The 17053-nt window shown below is 68.1% G+C and carries 13 protein-coding genes, 1 other RNA gene, 1 pseudogene and 1 riboswitch; of the genes and pseudogenes, 6 read left to right on the top strand and 9 right to left on the bottom strand.

Features of this window, described 5'->3' with window-relative positions; genetic code table 11:
* The 4 genes and pseudogenes from VLK61_RS01560 to nirB form a co-directional block, all read right to left on the bottom strand.
* Nucleotides 1-102, bottom strand: a pseudogene (locus VLK61_RS01560) (DNA-binding protein YbiB); the annotation flags it as partial.
* 54 nt (nucleotides 103-156) lie between these two features.
* Entirely contained in the window at nucleotides 157-2976 is a 2820-nt protein-coding gene (locus VLK61_RS01565; protein ID WP_325417583.1) for a molybdopterin-dependent oxidoreductase, read from the bottom strand.
* Between the two features lie 24 nt (nucleotides 2977-3000).
* Nucleotides 3001-3387, bottom strand: a complete 387-nt coding sequence (gene nirD / locus VLK61_RS01570) for a nitrite reductase small subunit NirD (protein ID WP_325417585.1) — start codon at nucleotides 3385-3387, stop codon at nucleotides 3001-3003.
* A 16-nt stretch (nucleotides 3388-3403) separates the two neighbouring features.
* Nucleotides 3404-5866, bottom strand: coding sequence for a nitrite reductase large subunit NirB (gene nirB, locus VLK61_RS01575; protein WP_325417587.1), 2463 nt, complete (start codon nucleotides 5864-5866; stop codon nucleotides 3404-3406).
* Between the two features lie 89 nt (nucleotides 5867-5955).
* Between nirB and VLK61_RS01580 the strand changes: the two genes are divergently transcribed.
* Nucleotides 5956-7662 carry a bifunctional protein-serine/threonine kinase/phosphatase gene (locus VLK61_RS01580; RefSeq protein ID WP_325417589.1) on the top strand — a complete coding sequence of 569 codons (1707 nt, stop codon included), beginning with the start codon at nucleotides 5956-5958 and terminating at the stop codon, nucleotides 7660-7662.
* A gap of 23 nt (nucleotides 7663-7685) precedes the next feature.
* Here the strand turns inward: VLK61_RS01580 and VLK61_RS01585 are convergent, their stop codons facing one another.
* Nucleotides 7686-8951 (bottom strand): MFS transporter, encoded by a 1266-nt coding sequence (locus VLK61_RS01585; protein ID WP_325417591.1) that lies wholly within the window; start codon nucleotides 8949-8951, stop codon nucleotides 7686-7688.
* A gap of 267 nt (nucleotides 8952-9218) precedes the next feature.
* On the opposite strand from VLK61_RS01585, the gene VLK61_RS01590 reads away from it, so the two are divergent.
* Complete coding sequence (locus VLK61_RS01590; RefSeq protein WP_325417593.1) at nucleotides 9219-10490, top strand: ANTAR domain-containing protein; 1272 nt, start codon at nucleotides 9219-9221, stop codon at nucleotides 10488-10490.
* 170 nt (nucleotides 10491-10660) lie between these two features.
* The gene (locus VLK61_RS01595; RefSeq protein ID WP_325417595.1) at nucleotides 10661-11683 is read left to right on the top strand and encodes a GGDEF domain-containing protein; all 1023 of its coding nucleotides are present in this window, start codon (nucleotides 10661-10663) and stop codon (nucleotides 11681-11683) included.
* 85 nt (nucleotides 11684-11768) lie between these two features.
* Here VLK61_RS01595 and VLK61_RS01600 read toward each other — a convergent pair whose 3' ends face one another.
* From VLK61_RS01600 to VLK61_RS01610, 4 genes are all read right to left on the bottom strand, one after another.
* The gene (locus VLK61_RS01600; RefSeq protein ID WP_325417597.1) at nucleotides 11769-12233 is read right to left on the bottom strand and encodes an EVE domain-containing protein; all 465 of its coding nucleotides are present in this window, start codon (nucleotides 12231-12233) and stop codon (nucleotides 11769-11771) included.
* A gap of 54 nt (nucleotides 12234-12287) precedes the next feature.
* A non-coding RNA gene (gene ssrS, locus VLK61_RS32305) (6S RNA) lies at nucleotides 12288-12471 on the bottom strand.
* 44 nt (nucleotides 12472-12515) lie between these two features.
* Entirely contained in the window at nucleotides 12516-12845 is a 330-nt protein-coding gene (locus VLK61_RS01605; RefSeq protein WP_325417599.1) for a cell division protein ZapA, read from the bottom strand.
* The gene (locus VLK61_RS01610; protein WP_325417601.1) at nucleotides 12842-13069 is read right to left on the bottom strand and encodes a DUF904 domain-containing protein; all 228 of its coding nucleotides are present in this window, start codon (nucleotides 13067-13069) and stop codon (nucleotides 12842-12844) included. The genes VLK61_RS01605 and VLK61_RS01610 overlap by 4 nt, the downstream gene beginning before the upstream one ends.
* Before the next feature lie 106 nt (nucleotides 13070-13175).
* Nucleotides 13176-13413, top strand: a riboswitch (cobalamin riboswitch).
* 85 nt (nucleotides 13414-13498) lie between these two features.
* Between VLK61_RS01610 and VLK61_RS01615 the strand changes: the two genes are divergently transcribed.
* Genes VLK61_RS01615 through VLK61_RS01625 form a run of 3 tightly spaced genes read left to right on the top strand, consistent with a single transcriptional unit; the run spans nucleotide 13499 to nucleotide 17038 of the window.
* The gene (locus tag VLK61_RS01615; protein ID WP_325417603.1) at nucleotides 13499-15346 is read left to right on the top strand and encodes a TonB-dependent receptor domain-containing protein; all 1848 of its coding nucleotides are present in this window, start codon (nucleotides 13499-13501) and stop codon (nucleotides 15344-15346) included.
* Between the two features lie 16 nt (nucleotides 15347-15362).
* Complete coding sequence (locus VLK61_RS01620; protein ID WP_414636741.1) at nucleotides 15363-16298, top strand: FecCD family ABC transporter permease; 936 nt, start codon at nucleotides 15363-15365, stop codon at nucleotides 16296-16298.
* Nucleotides 16295-17038: an ABC transporter ATP-binding protein gene (locus VLK61_RS01625; RefSeq protein WP_325417605.1), complete on the top strand. Its 744-nt coding sequence runs from the start codon at nucleotides 16295-16297 to the stop codon at nucleotides 17036-17038. The genes VLK61_RS01620 and VLK61_RS01625 overlap by 4 nt, the downstream gene beginning before the upstream one ends.
* Nucleotides 17039-17053: the final 15 nt, after the last annotated feature.

The following is a 17053-nucleotide window of genomic DNA, read 5'->3' on the forward strand; positions in this document are numbered from 1 at the left end:
GTCCAGCACCTGGCCGAACAGGTCGGTGGCTTGCTCGCGGTTCAGCGCGCGCGCGCCCTGCTTGCCGCGGCCGATGACCTTGATGTACTGACTGATGCCCATGGCGCCATTTTCCGCGAAGCTTGATGACTTCAGCTTATAAGCCGAATGAAGTCGTCAGGCCATCTGCTTGAGTGGCATGACGATACGCACCATGCGCTTGAGTTCGGGCACGCACGAGCCGCAGTTGGTGCCGCACTTCAACGCCGTTTGCAGCGTGGCCAGGCGTTGCTCCTCGTTTCCGCGCGAGGTGGCCAGTTGCTCCTGGATCGCCGCATCGGTCACATTGAAGCAAGTGCACACCTGCTTGCCGCGCGACTGGATCGCCACCGGTGCCTTGGCACTGGGCACCAGCAGCAGGCGGCCATAGGCCTGGGCCGGCAACTCGTCTTGCAGCAAGGTCTTGATCCAGGCTTCGGCGCTGGTGTCTCCGGCCAGCACAAAGCCATCGAGGTGCGCGGCGTCGCCGACCCGAATCAGGCGCATCGCCCGGTGCTGGCCTTTTTTCTTGTCGGCATAGCGCAGCGCGTCGCTGCCGGCCACGCCCAGCAGGGTTTCGATGCGCTGCACCAACGCGTCGGGCGGCGGCTCATACGCCGCGGCCCGCAGCAGCACGCCGGTGCGCGCGCTGCCTTTTGCGCCGGCAAGCGGCGTATTGCTGGAAAACGGTACACAGCTGGCGAACGGAAACAGCGCCATGATCTCGCGCAGTTCCTCGCGCACTGCCAGGGCTTCATCTTCGGCCAGCCAGGCCACGCCCAGCAGCGACCAGGGTAGCTCGGCCTTGAGAATCTTCACCGCCGCATGCTTGAGTTCCGGTTGCTTGGAGCTGGGGCAATAGGCCGAGGTGGTGATCGCGTTCACACCGGCCAGGCGTTCGCCGGTGCTGGAGCAACCGCTTAGATATTCGCTGCCCCAGTGCATGGCCATGAACGCCTGGCTCACGCCGACTTCGTTGCTGGCTTCCACCGGCACCACGATGGAGCCGCGCTTGCTCGTGACATGCACCAGGTCGCCCTGCTTGAGCAGGCGCCGCGCCATGTCCTGCGGGTTCATCTGGATCGAAGGTTCCGCCGCATGGCCAAACAGGCGCCCCACGGTGCCGGTGCGGCTCATGCCGTGCCATTGGTCGCGCAGGCGGCCGGTGGTCAGCGAGAACGGATAGCGCGATTCGCGCGGCTCGGACACGGGCTTGTACACGGTGTTGGCAAAGCGCGCCTTGCCGTCTGGCGTGGGGAACACGCCGTCTTCATACAGGCGTGCCTTGCCTACGGTCTGGCCCGAGGGCAGGGGCCATTGCAGGGGGCTGGCTTCCAGCAGGGCATAGCTCATGCCAGTGATGTCGAGGTCGCGGCCGCGGGTCGATTCGCGATGCTCGTTCCAAACCGTCTCCACCGCTGCGGCTTCGTCGCTCAGCGAATAGGGGAACAGCGTCGGCAGGCCCGGCCGCAGCACGGCTTCAAGCCGCTGCGCGAATTCCGTTGCGATCGCCCAGTCGTGGCGTGTGCCGGCGGGCTTGGGCACAGCCGGGCGCACGCGGCTGATGCGGCGTTCGCTGTTGGTGACGGTGCCGGTCTTCTCGCCCCAGGTGGTGGCGGGCAATAGCAAGTCGGCATAGGCGCAACTTGAGGTAGTGGCAAACGCCTCCTGCACCACCACGAATTCCGCACGCTCCAGCGCCCGGCGCACCGTGGTCTGATCGGGCATGGACTGGGCCGGGTTGGTGCAGGCTATCCACAGCGCCTTGATCTCGCCGTCGGCCGCTGCCTGGAACATTTCCACGGCCGTCTTGCCGGGCTTCTCCGGCACCGAGGGCACACCCCAGAGGGCAGCCACTTCGGCACGGTGCTGCGGGTTGGCCATGTCGCGGTGCGCGGACAGCAGGTTGGCCAGGCCGCCCACTTCGCGCCCGCCCATGGCATTGGGCTGGCCGGTGAGGGAGAACGGGCCGGCGCCCGGCTTGCCGATCTGGCCGCTGGCCAGGTGCAGGTTGATCAATGCCGCGTTCTTCGCGGTGCCGCTGGTGGACTGGTTCAGGCCCTGGCAGTACAGGCTCAGCGTGGCTTGCGAGGTGGCGAACATCTTCGCCGCCGCGAACAGGTCTTCTTTCCTGATGCCGCAGATCTGGGCCACGAGGTCCGGCGTGCAGTCGCGCACCGTCGCCTTGAGCTCGTCAAAACCCGTCGTATGGGCGTTGATGTAGTCGTGGCGCACCCAGCCTTCCCAGAGCATGATGTGCAGCATGCCGTTGAACAGCATCACGTCGGTGCCGGGCTGGACGGCCAAGTACAGGTCGGCGATCTCGGCCGTGTCAGTGCGGCGCGGATCGCAAAAGATGATCTTGAGCTGCGGGTTCGAAGCCTTCGCATCCTCGATCCGCCGGAACAGGATGGGGTGCGCATAGGCCGTGTTGCTGCCCACGATGAAGATGCACTGCGCATGCTTCACGTCGTCATAGCAGGCCGGCGGCGCGTCGGCGCCCAGCGTGAGCTTGTAGCCGGCCACCGCGCTGCTCATGCACAGGCGCGAGTTGGTGTCGACGTTGTTGGTGCCGATCAGGCCCTTGGCCAGCTTGTTGAAGACGTAGTAGTCCTCGGTGAGCAGCTGGCCGGAAATGTAGAAGCCCACGGCGTCCGGGCCGTGGCGCTGGATGATGCCGGCGAACTTGTCCGAAGCACTGCCCAGCGCATCGTCCCACGAGATGCGCGTAGGTTTTTCGGTGCGCTGCGCACGCCGCATCGGATGCAGCAGCCGCGTTTGCAGCGTCACCGGCGCCGAGGCCGTGAGATGCAGGGTCGAGCCCTTGGTGCACAGCCGGCCGAAATTGGCCGGATGGTCCGGGTCGCCGCGCACGCCGGTGATCTGGTCGCCTTCGGACGCGATGACCACGCCACAGCCAACGCCGCAGTAGGGGCAGGTGGATTTGGTTTCAGCCATGGTGTGCGCGGATTTCCCTTGCGGTCATGCGCTGGCCAGCTCCTTGCCGGCCGGACCCGCGACAGGCCGCGGCGCGTCGAGCGCCAGCGTGTCGAGTTCGCCCTGGTCCAGATGCACCTGGCCATCCGCCACCTGCACGCTGAACTTCTGCGTGCAGCCCTCGTCGGGCGACTTGGCGCAACCGTCGGCCAGGCCGATGGTCCAGTTGTGCAGCGGGCAGGCCACGCTGGTGCCGAACACGATGCCCTGGCTCAGCGGCCCGCCCTTGTGCGGGCAGCGGTCGAGCAGGGCGAACACCTGGTTCTCGTCGTTGCGGAACACGGCCACGTCCATGCCATTGGGGCGCGCCACGCGGCGCGAACCGAGCACCGGGATGTCGTCCACGCGGCAGATCACTTTCCATTCACTCATTTGTCGTCTCCTCGGGTCAGGCCGTTTCCAGCTTTGCGAACTGCCGCGTATCCACCGATGCCTTGTCGAATTCGAACCACGGATCGGGCTCGCCGTCCAGGCTGAACTGCAGGCGCTCCCACAATGCCTTGCGGCCTTCGTGGTCGTCCAGAATTTTCTTCTTCACATAGTCCAGGCCCACGCGATTCACGTAGTGGCAGGTGCGCTCCAGGTACCAGCCTTCCTCGCGGTAGATCTGCAGGAAGGCGCCGCTGTACTCCAGCACCTCGGCGGCGGTCTTGAGCTTGCAGAAGAAGTGCGCGACCTCGGTCTTGATGCCGCCGTTGCCGGCCACATAGATTTCCCAGCCCGAGTCCACACCGATCACGCCCACGTCCTTGATGCCGGCCTCGGCGCAGTTGCGCGGGCAGCCCGAGACGGCGAGCTTGACCTTGTGCGGCGCGTACATGCGCCACAGCGCGCGTTCCAGGTCCTTGCCCATCTGCGTGCTGTCTTGCGTGCCGAAGCGGCACCACTCGCTGCCGACACAGGTCTTCACCGTGCGCAGCGCCTTGGCGTAGGCGTGGCCCGATGGCATGCCGATGTCCTTCCAGACGTCCTGCAGGTCTTCCTTCTTCACGCCCAGCAGGTCGATGCGCTGGCCGCCGGTGACCTTGACCGTCGGGATCTTGTACTTGTCCACCGCGTCGGCAATGCGGCGCAACTCGTCGGCCGTGGTCTCGCCGCCCCACATGCGCGGGATGACGCTGTAGGTCCCGTCCTTCTGGATATTGGCGTGGCTGCGCTCGTTGATATAGCGGCTTTGCGGATCGTCCTTGGCCTCCTTGGGCCAGGTGCTGATCAGGTAGTAGTTGATCGCCGGGCGGCAGCTGGAGCAGCCGTTGGGCGTGCGCCAGCCCATCGTTCTGTAGACGCCATCGATGGTCAGCAGCTTCGAGCCATCGGGCAGCGGCTTGCGGATGGCCTCCCGTACCTCACTGTGGCTGGCATCGGTGCAGCCGCACATGGCCTTCTTCTTCGGCGCGGCGGAGTAGTCGCCGCCGGCGGTGAACATCAGCAGCTGCTCGACCAGGCCGGTGCAGGAGCCGCAGGACGCGCTGGCCTTGGTCTGCTTGCGGACCTCGTCCAGGGTGAACAGGCCCTTGTCCTTGATGGCCTTGCAGATGGTGCCCTTGTTGACGCCGTTGCAGCCGCAGACCTCGTCGGAATCGGCCATCGCCGCGGCCCGGTTGTGGCCTTCGTGGCCGACATCGCCGATGTTCGATTCGCCGAACATCAGCTTGTCGCGGATGTCGCTGACCGTGCGGCCTTCACGCAGCAGCTTGAAGTACCAGCTGCCGTCCACCGTGTCGCCATAGAGGCAGGCGCCGATCAGCTGGTCGTTCTTGATCACCAGCTTCTTGTAGACGCCGCCGAAGGGGTCGCTCATCACGATCTCTTCGCAATCGGCGCCGCCCATGAAGTCGCCGGCGGAGAACAGGTCGATGCCGGTGACCTTGAGCTTGGTCGAGGTCTGGCTGCCGGTGTAGCGGCCGATGCCGAACTGCGCCAGGTGCGTGGCGCAGACCTTGCCCTGCTCGAACAGCGGCGCCACCAGGCCGTAGGCGATGCCCCGGTGTGCGGCGCATTCGCCAACGGCGTAAATACGCGGGTCGGTGGTGGTCTGCAGCGTGTCGTTGACGACGATACCGCGGTTGCAGTGCAAGCCCATGGTCTCGGCCAGCGTGGTGTTCGGGCGGATGCCGGCGGCCATCACCACCAGGTCGGCCGGGATCTCGGTGCCGTCCTTGAATTGCACGGCCATCACGCGGCCGGCCTTGCCCTCTTCCTTGTCGCCGATCAGCGCCTGGGTCTGCGCGCCGATCATGAACTTCAGGCCGCGGTCTTCCAGCGATCTCTGCAGCAGCCTGGCCGCCACATCATCGAGCTGGCGCTCCATCAGCCAGGGCATGATGTGCACCACGGTGACCTGCATGCCGCGCAGCATCAGCCCGTTGGCGGCTTCCAGGCCCAGCAGGCCGCCGCCGATGACCACCGCATGCTTGAAGCTCTTGGCGGTCTCGATCATCGTGTTGGTGTCGGCGATGTCGCGGTAGGCGATCACGCCGCCCAGGTCCTTGCCCGGCACCGGCAGGATGAAGGGGTTGGAGCCGGTGGCCATCAGCAGGCGGTCGTACTCGGCGCTGGTGCCGTCTTCGGCGATCACCAGGCGCTTGGTGCGATCGACCTTGACCACCTTCTTGCCCAGGTGCAAGGTGATGTTGTTTTCGGCGTACCAGGACACCGGGTTCAGGATGATCTCGTCGATCGTCTGCTCGCCGGCGAGTACCGGGCTCAACAGGATGCGGTTGTAGTTCGGGTGCGGTTCGGCACCGAAGACGGTGATGTCGTACAGCTCGGGCGCGATCTTCAGCAGCTCTTCGATCGTGCGCACGCCGGCCATGCCGTTGCCCACCATCACGAGTTTCATTTTCTTCATCGTCAGATCTCCGTCGAACCTGGGTCAGGACTAGCAATCGCGGTGCCAACGCGCGCACAGGTGCGCCCAGGGCCCAGAATCGCGGCCCTATGAGCTTTCATGTCGATATCGGCCGCTGCAGCGAGCGCGGCCAACGGGAATTCAACGAAGACTTCACGGCGGCCCTGCAGGCGCCGGCGCACGAAGCCGGGCGCGGGCTGATCGCCGCGGTGGCCGACGGTGTGTCTGCCGGCGGCCACGGCCGCGCCGCGGCGCAGACCGCGGTGATCTCGTTGGTGAATGACTTCCATGCCGTGCCGGCGACCTGGGAGACCACCGTGGCGCTGGATCGCCTCATCGGCGCGCACAACGCCTGGCTGGCTGATCACAACAAGAGGCGAAGCGACGATGCCTCGGGCCTGACCACACTGACCGCGCTGGCGCTGCAGGGCCAGACCTGGACCGTGGCGCATGTCGGCGACACGCGGGCCTGGCTGTTGCGCGATGGTGAACTGCTGTGCCTGACGCAGGACCATGCGCTGGACCATCCGGACCTGCGCAGCCAGTTGACGCGTGCACTGGGTCTGGAAGACACCGTGCGGGTGGATTTCCACCAGGGCGCGCTGCAGATCGGCGACGTGCTGCTGCTCAGCAGCGATGGCGTGCACGGCGCGCTGAAGCCCGCCGCATTGAGCAAGCTGCTCGGCGCCACCGGCCCGGCGCAGGGCGTGAGCGAGGCCATCGTGCAGGCCGCGCTGGCCGCCGGCAGCCGTGACAACGTCACCGCCCTGGTGATCCAGGTGCAGGGCCTGGCCAGCCAGCGGCTGGACGACGCACTGCTGCAGGGCCGGCAGCTGCCGGCCGCGCCGCGCTGGAAGGTGGGCGACGGCATCGATGGCTACACCATCACCGCGCTGGTGGCCGACACCGGCGTGCACCGGCTGTACCAGGCGCGCGAGAACGCGACGCGCGAACTGGTGGCCATCAAGACCCTGCATGAAAGCCGTGCCGGCGACGCCGAAGAGCGCGGCATGCTGGCGCACGAGGCCTGGTTGGGCCAGACCGTCACCGAACGCCAGGCCCAAGGCTTCGTGCGCGTGCGGCCGCAGCGGGCGCCGACGGCCTTTTACGTGGTGTTCGACTGGCACAGTGGCGCCACCCTCGAGCAGCAGCTGGCCGACGACAAGCGCTTCGTCGTGGACGAGGTGGTGCAGGGCGCCATCGCGATGGCGCGGGCCCTCGGCCGGCTGCATCGCCAGCGAGTGATCCACCGCGACGTCAAGCCTGCCAACCTGCACCTCGCCGACGACGGCCAGTGGCGCCTGCTGGACCTGGGGGTGGCCGTTTCGGGCAATGAGCCCGGCTCGGTGCGCAGCCTGCATGCCGGCACGCCCAGCTTCATGAACCCGGAACAATGGGAAGAGGGCGGCCAGGCCGATGCGATGAGCGACCTCTACGCGCTGGGCGTCACGCTGTACCGCTGGCTGACCGGTCGGCTGCCGTACGGCGAGATCGAGCCCTACCAGACCGCGCGCTACCGCCGAGATCCGGTGCCGCCCTCGCGCATCCGGCCCGAGGTGCCGATCTGGCTCGATCATGTCGTGCTGAAGGCCGTGGCGCGCGACCGCCGCCAGCGCTTCGAGACGGCCGAGGAACTGCTGCTGGCGCTGGAACGCGGCGCCTCGCGCCCGCTGGCTGCGCCGCCCGCCACGCCGCTGGTCAACCGTGACCCGGCTGCGATGTGGAAGATCGCACTGGCCCTGTCGGTGGGGCTGAATGTGCTGCTCATCGTGTGGCTGTTGTTCTTGCCACGCTGACAGCGCTGAGCAGGCACGCAGTCTCACGCCACTCGCCCTTTTCGCAGCGACGATGGCGCAGGGGCGGCGGGTGCCGGTGTCGTGCGGGCGCGCCCGCCACGCTCGGCCCAGGTCCGCGTCCAGCGGATCTGCATGAACATCATCACGCCCAGCATCACCAACGACAGCACGGCGAACAGAACGAAGCCCCACGCGTAAGTGCCGAGGTATTGCTTGGACAGGCCCATGGCGTTCGGCACCAGGCCACCGCCCAGCGCACCGATCTCACCGATCATCGAGCCGGCCACCGCGGTGGTCGTCGGCCAGCGCAGCGGCACCAGTTGGAACAGCGCGCCGTTGCCGGCGCCCAGCGCGCCAAAGCACAGCATCAGCAGCAGCGTGGTGCCGACCAGCGAGCCGCTGGAAAACGCCACCGCCACCAGGCACACGGCCACCATCACCAGCACCAGGGTCAGCGTGTTCACGCCGCCCCAGCGGTCGGAGATCCAGCCACCGGCCACGCGCAGCGCCGCGCCCATGAAGGCGGCCAGCATCGTCAACTGCCCGGCCTGCACCTTGCTCACGCCGAACTGGTCGTAGTAGTACGAGGGCAGGAAGGTCGTCAGCCCGATGAAGCCGCCGAAGGTGATGCCGTAGATCAGGCTGAAGGCCCAGCCGTCCTTCTCGAACAGGCAGGCGATGTGCGAGCGGAAGCTGGCGTGGCTGTCGACATCGGGCGGCTCCTGCGCGAAGACGATCATTACCACCATCGGGATCAGGATCGCCACCGCGGCCACCGCATACACCGCCTGCCAGCCCAGCCACATCGCCAGCGGCGGCGCCACCAGCACCGACACGGCGGTGCCGACATTGCCGGCGCCCACCAGGCCCATGGCCAGCCCCTTGTGCTGCGGCGGGAATGAGCCCGAACCCAGGCTCAGCGCCACGCCGAAACTGGCGCCCGCGATGCCGAGCAGCACGCCCATCTTCAGCAGGTCATTGAAGCTGTTGACGAAGAAGAAGCCGAACAGCATGGCCACCGCGATCATCGCCATCTCGACCAGCGTGGCGTTCTTGCGGCCGATGTACTGCGCCAGCACGCCCAGCGGAAAGCGCATCAGCGCGCCGGCGATGATCGGCACCGACAGCATCAGGCCCTTCTGCGCCGGACTGAGCTGGTAGGTCTCGCCGATGAACGGCGCCATCGCGCCGTTGAGCACCCAGATGCAGCACGAAAAGCCGAAGTACAGGAATGCCGCAAACAGCGTGGGGGCATGACCGGCGCGCAGGAAGCTCTTGAATGACGACATGGTGGGTGTCTAGGGGAGGCCAGGGGCCGAACGTCGAAGGGAATGCCAGCAGCGCTGGGGGCGAAGAGCCAGTGGGCGCAAGGGCCCGGGCAGGGGATCGCGGCACAGCCGGCGGGAAGGCTGCGGTCGGTGAGGAACCGACCCGAGCGCGTCGTTACGCCCGGCGATTGCTGCTACGCAACAAGCGTGCCGACCAAGCGACCCGGCGCCGGTGATCCTGGCCTATGCTTGCCGATCGACGCCTGCCGTGACCGTGTCTGCCCTCTGATGCCGCTGTTGATTGCCGCCCCTGAAGAAGCCCTCGCCGAGGCCCTGGCACAGCGCCTGCGCGACGATGGGTGGCGCGTGGCGGGTGCCGTTGCGTGTCGCAACTTGGTGCGCGAAGCCGTGCGGCTTGCACCTGAACTGGTCGTCGTACAAGCTGATGTGATCGATGTCACGCTCGTCGACGGCCTGATGCTGATGCAGGCCGGGTTTGCCGCGCCGGTGATGTTGTTCTGCGAGTCGATGGCCATCGAGCTGACCGAAGCGGCCCTGGCCGCCGGCGTGTTGCACTGTGCGCCGGCGCCTTGCACGGCTGCGCAGCTGGCGCTGGCCAGCCCGCTGGTGCGGGCGCAGTTCAAGGTCCGGCAGACCCAGCAGCGGGAACTGGCGGGCGCTCTGGCGCGACTGGAAGAACGCAAGTGGGTCGACCGCGCCAAGGGCATGCTGATGAGCGCGCAGCAGCTCAGCGAGCCCGATGCCTTTGCGCTGCTGCGAACGGCGTCGATGCAGGCCAATCTGCGTGTCGGCGAAGTCTCGCGGGCGCTGATCGAGGCCGCCGAAGCAGCCGATGCGGTGAACCGTGCCGGACAGCTGCGCATGCTCTCGCAGCGCATCGTCAAGGCCCTGGCGCTGACGCAAGCCGGGGTCGACCGGGCCTTGGCCGACACCCTGCTGCGTGATTCGGCCAGCCGCGCGCAGGCCAACATCGACCAGCTCGCGGCGCTGGCGCTTCACGACAGCCTGCAACCGCTGCGCGCCGCGACGCTGGTTTCGTGGCAAGCCCTGCGAGCGCAGCTGCCCGACGCCGCCGCGAGCATCGACCTGGCCGGCATTGATGCCGCTGCACAGCAGTTGCTAGACGACGCGCAGCGCCTGACCGACGGCCTGCAGGCCGCCAGCGGCCGCCGCAACCTGCAGGTGGTGAACCTCAGCGGCCGCCAGCGCATGCTGTGCCAGCGCCTGGCCAAGCAGGCGCTGCTGGCCGGCTTGCTGCCCGAGGCCGCAGCGCAGGCGCAGGCCTTGTCGGCAGGGGCCTCGGTGGCGGAGTTCGATGCCGCGCTGCTGCAACTGGAGCAGGCGCCGCTGACCAGCGACGAGATCCGCGCCACGCTGGCAGTGGCCCGTGGCCAGTGGCAACGCATGCTGGGCGGGATGCGCGACGCCAAGCAGCGCGACAGCCGCCTGGTGCTGGCCCGGGAGAGCGAGGCCCTGTTGCAAAGCTTCGAACGGCTGACCTCGCTGTACGAACACAGTGTGCAGCTGCTGCTGAGCTGACCCGGAAGCGGCGACCCGGCTAGGTATGATCGAACCTAGGGAGAACTGGCAATCGTTGGCTTGATCTGCAGAGCAAGCGCTGCCCAGAATGCGACGGACCTCCTGGCCTGCTGTTCCGGCCTTCAGGCCCACCAGCCCCACCACTCCACTTGCTTGTGCATGCCCAGCCGATGAATCTGTTGTCTCAGCCCGCCGAGGGCGCTGGTGGTGTGCTGGCCGATGCTGTGGCCGGGTCGGTGGTGTCCCATGCGCTGGGGCAAGCCCTGCTGGCCCTGGCGGCGCAGCAGGGCTGGATGGTCAGCGCCAAGGACGCCGCCGATGGTCGCTACCTGTATGTGAATGCGTCGATGGCCGACTTCCTGGGTCGCCCGGCCGAACAGGTGCTGGGCCACCACGATGCGGAGTTGATCGATGCCGCATTGGCCAGCTTGCTGCGCACGGCGGACCAGACGGCCCTGGCGCAAGGCAGTGCGCTGGCCAGCGATCACAAATTCGATTGGCAGGGCGAACGCCGCGAGTGGTCGGTGCTGCGCTCGGTCAGCCAGGCCGCGGGTCGTCGTGTGCTCTGCAGCGTGTGGCAGGACTTGTCCACGCAGCGCCAGCGTGAGGTACAGCTGAAGGCCGCGATCGAGCAGCTGGAGCAGCAGCAGAAGGCGAACGTGGCGCTGCGCCGCGAGTTCGGCGACCAGGGCTTGCGCGATCAGGCCACGGGGCTGTCGACCCGTGCGCATTTTGATGACCAGATGCGCCGCGAGGTCGACCTGTCCACCCGTGAACACCGCGAATTCGCGCTGGTCTACATGGAACTCGACCCGCTGACCGACAAGGCCCGCGCCTTCGGCGAGCGGGCGATGGAGCGCATCCATGAATCGATGGGCCGGCTGCTGCGCGGCAATACGCGGGCGATGGATGCGTCCTGCCGCATCGATGATCGGCGCTTCGCGGTGCTGCTGTCCGGCGTGGGCCTGGCCACCGCGCATTCACGCATGGAAGGCCTGCGTCGCCAGTGCGCAACGCAGATCATCGCGCTCGACGGCCAGGAAGTGGGCTTCACCGTGTCGATGGGTGTCGCCAGCTATCCGCACACCGCCCATTCGCAGGAAGACGTGATCGCCGCATGTGAAGCCGCGCTGACCGCAGCGCGGCGCCGGGGTGGCAACTCGGTGGCGCTGGCCAGCATCCGGTTCGGCTGAGGCTGGACAGCCGACTGTGCCTGCCGCCCGGCAGCAGGAGCCGCCGACGAGTTGCGCATCGGTGAACCGGCTCATCCGGCGCGATTCACGCGCCGAGCAGTTCGCACACGGCACGCCATTCGTCAGGCGTCACCGGCGTGATCGACAGCCGGTTGCCCGCCTGCAGCACACGCATGCCGGCCAGTGGCGGCAGCGTGCGCATCTCGCGCAACGACAGCAGCCGCGTCTTGCGGCGCAGCTTCACGTCCACGTGCAGCCAGCGCGGCGCATCGGGTTTGGACTTGGCATCGAAGTAGGGGCTGGTCGGGTCGAACTGCGTTGCGTCGGTGTAGGCGGCGCTGGCCACTTCGGCGAGTCCGGCAACGCCCGGCTCGGCACAGGACGAGTGGTAGAACAGCACGCCATCGCCCACGCGCATGCCATCGCGCATGAAGTTGCGCGCCTGGTAGTTGCGCACGCCGATCCAGGGCACCGTCTTCTTCGGCGCGGCGGCCAGATCGTCGATCGAGCACTCTTCAGGCTCGCTCTTCATCAGCCAGTAGCTGGTCATCGAGAGGGGGCAGCAGTTGCGGGATGAAAAGCCGAGGAGCAGGGCAGGAAGAAGGGTGTCCGGAGCGCACCGTGGGCCGCATTCCTGAACCTAAAGGTCAGATTCAGGTGGGCGAGGTCAGCGAGGCTTTGGGTTCATCTGACGCGAGACGATCACGCCAGCCTGGCGATGTTCCAAGCCCTGGCTCATTGAGCATCGGTTCAAGGAAATATAAAACCCACGCGAACACTCCGGACGGGGCCATTTTAAGCACGGCTTGCCGGCCTTGCGGCGATCATTTCTTCACAGCAGCAGACCGTCGTCGCCGAGTGCGGCATCGATGCGGCGGATCAGTGCATCGACATCCGCCGCCGGCGCGTCGAACGCGCCGCGCGTGCTGCCATTCGGTGCCGGGACCGGCGCCGGCAACTGCATCAACTCGGCCCGTTGGTAGGCCAGGTTCAAGGCCGCGAGAACGGCCATGCGTTCGCGGGCCTTGACCTTGCCGGCGTCGCGGATGGCGCTCATCTCGCGGTCGACGATGTTCACCGCTTCGAGCAGCAAGGCTTCGCCGCCGGGTGGGCAGGCCAGCACATAGCTCTGGCCGAGGATGGTGGCTTCGATCTGCTTCATGCCTTGCGCTCACCCGGTTCGCCGGCAATCACCTGCTCGGCCGGGATGCGTTCGATCAGCGCGTCGATGCGCGTGCGCGCAGCCAGCAGGCGCGAGCGCAGGCTGTCGCGCTCGTGGCTCACGGTGGCCAGCTGTTGCTCGAGCAATGCATTGGTGCGCTTCAACTCCTCGTGCCGCAGCACGAGGCGTTCGACGCGCTCGGCAAGTTCATCGAATCTGGACATGGGCCGCCCGCCGCCTTCTGAGGAGGCTGCGATTGTAGGCTTCGGACCCCTGCGCAGCGCCGTGGCCGCAGGGGGCAGTGTTGCGTGCTGTGCTCGCCGGCACTGGTAGCATCGGGCCCGTTGGTGCTCTGGCTGCGACTCGCTGCAGCCAGGTTAAACGGGAAGCAGGAGAGCCGTCATCCCCCGGATGCGGACCAACCTGCGCTGCCCCCGCAACGGTAAGCGGACGAGACGCCCTTGTCTCCGCCCCCTGTGTCTTTGAGCCACTGGCTGCCACGGCAACCGGGAAGGCCACGGGGGTAGTTTCCGCCAGCCCGGATACCGGCCAACAGGGGGCTTTGCCCGCGGCCATGCCGCGAGCGAAGCCGCAGTGCCGATGCCCGCGCGGGGAAGCGTGGGCAGGCGTTCCTCGTTGTTTGCCTCACCTCCATGCCTCATCACTCCCTGGCGCACCGCGCCGCCCCACTCGTGGCCGCACTCGGCGCAATCTTTGCCGGCCCTTCGCTGGCCGACGAAGCGCAGACGGTGGTCGTCACCGCCGGCCGCACGTCGCAAGCGCTCACCAATACCTTGCCGCACACCACGGTACTGAACCGTACCGACATCGAACTTTCGCAGGCCGTCGACCTGGCCGCACTGCTGGCCACCGAGGCCGGCGTGCAGTTGTCGAGCAACGGGCCGCGTGGCACCGCCACCTCGCTGTTCCTGCGCGGCGCGCAAGCGCGGCAGGTGCTGGTACTGGTAGACGGCGTGCCCTTGTCGCGCCAGGACGCCACCGGCCAGATCGGCATCGAACACCTGATGCTGGACCAGGTCGACCGCATCGAGATCGTGCGTGGCAATGCCTCGGCGCTGTATGGCGCGGGTGCGATCGGTGGCGTGATCCAGGTCTTCACGCGCAGCGCGTCGGCGACGCCGCAGGCCAGCGTGCGTATCGAGGGCGGCTCGCGCGGCCTGGTGCACGGCTCGGCGCAGGCCACGCAGCGCTGGGGTGCGACGCACGCCAGCTTCGGCGTTTCCGGCGAGCGGGACCGCGGTTATTCGGCGCTCGATGCGCAGCAGCTGCCCGCCGTGAACGCCGACCGCGACGGCTACCGCAACACCAGTGCTGCGCTGAACCTGGGGCATGCGCTGAGCGCCGAGCACAGCCTGGCCGCCGGCTGGGTGCACAGCGACGGCAAGCTCGATTACGACAGCCGGTTCTCCGCGCCCACCGACACGCAGCGCAGCCGCACGCGCAAGGATCTGGCGCACCTGAGCAGCGAGAACAGCCTCACCGCCGCTTGGTCCAGCCGCGTGCGCCTGTCGAGCCAGCGGGAGGACACCTTCGACGACACCAGCGGTGACTTCGGCTACCACGCGGCTTACCGCACGACGGTCGATTCGCTGAACTGGGACAACAGCGTCAAGGTTTCGCCGACGCTGCTGGTCAACGGCGGTCTGGACTACCAGCGCCAGCGCATCACGGCGGATGACGGCTTCGGCGGCGGCTACCAGCATGCGCGCTCGCTGCGGGCGGTGTTTGGCGGTGCACGCGCCAGCATTGGCGCGCACGATCTGGCGCTGAACCTGCGCCACGACGATGTCGACCAGATCGGTTCGCGCAGCAGCGGCAGCCTGGCCTGGGGCTGGCAGTTCGCCCCGGCCTGGAAGGCCACGGCCCAGGTCGCCAATGCCTTCGGCGTGGCGCCGCTGGGCTACCTGTACGCGCCGTACTTCGGCAACCCTGAACTGAAGCCCGAACTCAGCCGCACGGCGGAGCTGGGCCTGCAATGGGCGACGGCGAACCAGCGCCTGCGCGCCACGCTGTTCCGCACCCGCGTCATCGACGAGATCGAATACGACAACGCGACCTTCGCGTTCGCGAACGTCGCCCGCACGCGCAACCAGGGGCTGGAGCTGTCGTACAACGGCCGCATTGGCAACACAGACCTGCGCGGCAGCCTGACCTCGCAACGTGCGATCGACGACGTGACGGGCGCGCGCCGCCTGCGCCGCAGCGATGTGCTGGGTTCGCTGGCCGTCTCGCATGACCTGGGGCAGGGCTGGCGTGTCGGCCTGGCGCTGCGCCATGCCGGTGATCGGCCGGACAGCGGCGGCGTCACGCTGCCGGCCTACACGGTGGGCGATGTCACCGCGCAATGGGACATGTCGCGCGACCTGCAATGGTTCGCGCGCATCGAGAATGTTGCCGATGTGCACTACCAGACGGCGCAGTACTACAACCAGCCGGCGCGTGGCGTCTTCGCCGGCCTGCGTTGGCGCCTGCCGCTCTGACTGAACGCGTGGTGACATGGGCCTGACCGGCGCGCGACTGGCTGCCTTGTCGGCGGGCCTGCTGGGCCTGCTGGCGGCGGCGCTGCTGGCCGGGCTGGCGCTGGGCAGCGCGGGCTTCGATCGTGAGCTGATCGTGCAGCTGCGTGCGCCGCGTGTCGGCGCCGCGGCCGGCGTGGGCGCGCTGCTGGCGCTGTCGGGCCTGGCCATGCAGGTGCTGCTGCGCAATCCGCTGGCCGACCCCTATGTGCTGGGCACTTCGGGCGGTGCGTCGGTGGGGGCCTTGCTAACCCTGATGATGGGCGGCAGCCTGTGGCTGGGGGCCGGCCTGGGCGCGCTGGCTGCCGGCGTGGCCCTGCTGGCGCTGACACGCAGTGCGCTGGCCGCCGGCGAGGACGCCTCGCCGCGTCTGGTGCTCACCGGCGCGATGCTGGCGTCGCTGTGCGGCGCCATCGCGACGCTGCTGCTGGCGATCACGCCGGACCAGCGGCTGCGCGGTGCGATCTTCTGGCTGATCGGCGACTTGTCGGGCGCGCAGGGCGGCGCGGCCTGTGGTGCCGCGGCGCTGCTGTTCGTGATCGGCCTGAGCTGGCGCGACACGGCGATCGATCGCCTGCTGCTCGGCAGCGAGGTGGCGGCGCTGCTCGGCGAGCCGGTGCGCCGGCTGCGGCTGGCGCTGCTGGTCAGCGCGTCGCTGGCCGCCGGCATGGCGGTGGCCAGCGCCGGCGCGATCGGCTTTGTCGGTCTGGTCGTGCCGCAGGCGCTGCGCCTGCTGGGCGTGCAGCGCACTCGCGACCTGGCCTGGATGAGTGCAGTCGGCGGCGCGGCACTGTTGACGCTGGCCGATCTGGTGGCCCGCACGGTGGTGGCGCCGCTGGAATTGCCGGTGGGCGCGGTGATGTCGCTGGTGGGCGCGCCGCTGTTCATTGCGGTGCTGATGCGGGGGCCGCGATGAGTGCCGCCGCCCCCTTGCTCGAGGCAAGGGCGCTGAGCCTGCATGCCGCCGGGCGTTGCCTCGTCAGAGCACTCGATTGGCAGGTGCAGCCCGGTGAGCGTTGGTGCGTGATCGGGCGCAACGCTGCTGGCAAGAGCACGCTGCTGCGTGCGCTGGCCGGCTTGGGCGTGCCGGAACGGCAGGGCGAGGTGCACTGGCTGGGCCGCCCGCAGACCGCGTGGGCGGCGGCCGATGCGGCCTGGGCCCGGGCTTATGCGCCGCAGCACCTGGTGGATCGGTTTCCGCTCAGCGTGCAGCGCCTGCTGGCGCTGTCCACCGTGCGGCCGGGCCGCCTGACGATGGAGCAGGCACTGGTGCAGCTGGATGTGGCCCACCTGGCGCAGCGCGGCGTGATGCAGCTCTCGGGCGGCGAACGCCAGCGCATCGCGTTGGCGCAATGTGCATTGCAGGGCGCGCCGCTGATGCTGATGGACGAGCCCGTCTCGTTCCAGGACCCCGCGCACCAGGCGCGCATTGCGCAGTGGTTCTCAGGCCTCGTCAGCGCCGACGGCAGCGCCGCACTGGTGGCCAGCGCGCATGACGTGAACTGGATCCTGCGCGCCGCCACCCATGTGCTGGCGCTGCACGGCGACGGCGGCTGGTCGGCCGGCGGCTGCGCGCAGATGATCAGCGCGCCGGTGCTCGAGCGGGTCTACGGCTGTGCCTGGCGCGAAGCCGGCGGGGTGTGGGTGGCCGTGTAGGTGGCCGTGTCATTC

Origin of the sequence: Aquabacterium sp., from assembly GCF_035476535.1 — a bacterium.
Lineage (GTDB): Bacteria > Pseudomonadota > Gammaproteobacteria > Burkholderiales > Burkholderiaceae_C > Pseudaquabacterium.

What these genes read in the sequence shown, in the direction of transcription:
- VLK61_RS01565 (WP_325417583.1), bottom strand. Translation starts at nt 2,976, where the DNA reads ATGGCTGAAACCAAATCCACCTGCCCCTACTGCGGCGTTGGCTGTGGC.
- nirD (WP_325417585.1), bottom strand. Translation starts at nt 3,387, where the DNA reads ATGAGTGAATGGAAAGTGATCTGCCGCGTGGACGACATCCCGGTGCTC.
- nirB (WP_325417587.1), bottom strand. Translation starts at nt 5,866, where the DNA reads ATGAAGAAAATGAAACTCGTGATGGTGGGCAACGGCATGGCCGGCGTG.
- VLK61_RS01580 (WP_325417589.1), top strand. Translation starts at nt 5,956, where the DNA reads ATGAGCTTTCATGTCGATATCGGCCGCTGCAGCGAGCGCGGCCAACGG.
- VLK61_RS01585 (WP_325417591.1), bottom strand. Translation starts at nt 8,951, where the DNA reads ATGTCGTCATTCAAGAGCTTCCTGCGCGCCGGTCATGCCCCCACGCTG.
- VLK61_RS01590 (WP_325417593.1), top strand. Translation starts at nt 9,219, where the DNA reads ATGCCGCTGTTGATTGCCGCCCCTGAAGAAGCCCTCGCCGAGGCCCTG.
- VLK61_RS01595 (WP_325417595.1), top strand. Translation starts at nt 10,661, where the DNA reads ATGAATCTGTTGTCTCAGCCCGCCGAGGGCGCTGGTGGTGTGCTGGCC.
- VLK61_RS01600 (WP_325417597.1), bottom strand. Translation starts at nt 12,233, where the DNA reads ATGACCAGCTACTGGCTGATGAAGAGCGAGCCTGAAGAGTGCTCGATC.
- VLK61_RS01605 (WP_325417599.1), bottom strand. Translation starts at nt 12,845, where the DNA reads ATGAAGCAGATCGAAGCCACCATCCTCGGCCAGAGCTATGTGCTGGCC.
- VLK61_RS01610 (WP_325417601.1), bottom strand. Translation starts at nt 13,069, where the DNA reads ATGTCCAGATTCGATGAACTTGCCGAGCGCGTCGAACGCCTCGTGCTG.
- VLK61_RS01615 (WP_325417603.1), top strand. Translation starts at nt 13,499, where the DNA reads ATGCCTCATCACTCCCTGGCGCACCGCGCCGCCCCACTCGTGGCCGCA.
- VLK61_RS01620 (WP_414636741.1), top strand. Translation starts at nt 15,363, where the DNA reads ATGGGCCTGACCGGCGCGCGACTGGCTGCCTTGTCGGCGGGCCTGCTG.
- VLK61_RS01625 (WP_325417605.1), top strand. Translation starts at nt 16,295, where the DNA reads ATGAGTGCCGCCGCCCCCTTGCTCGAGGCAAGGGCGCTGAGCCTGCAT.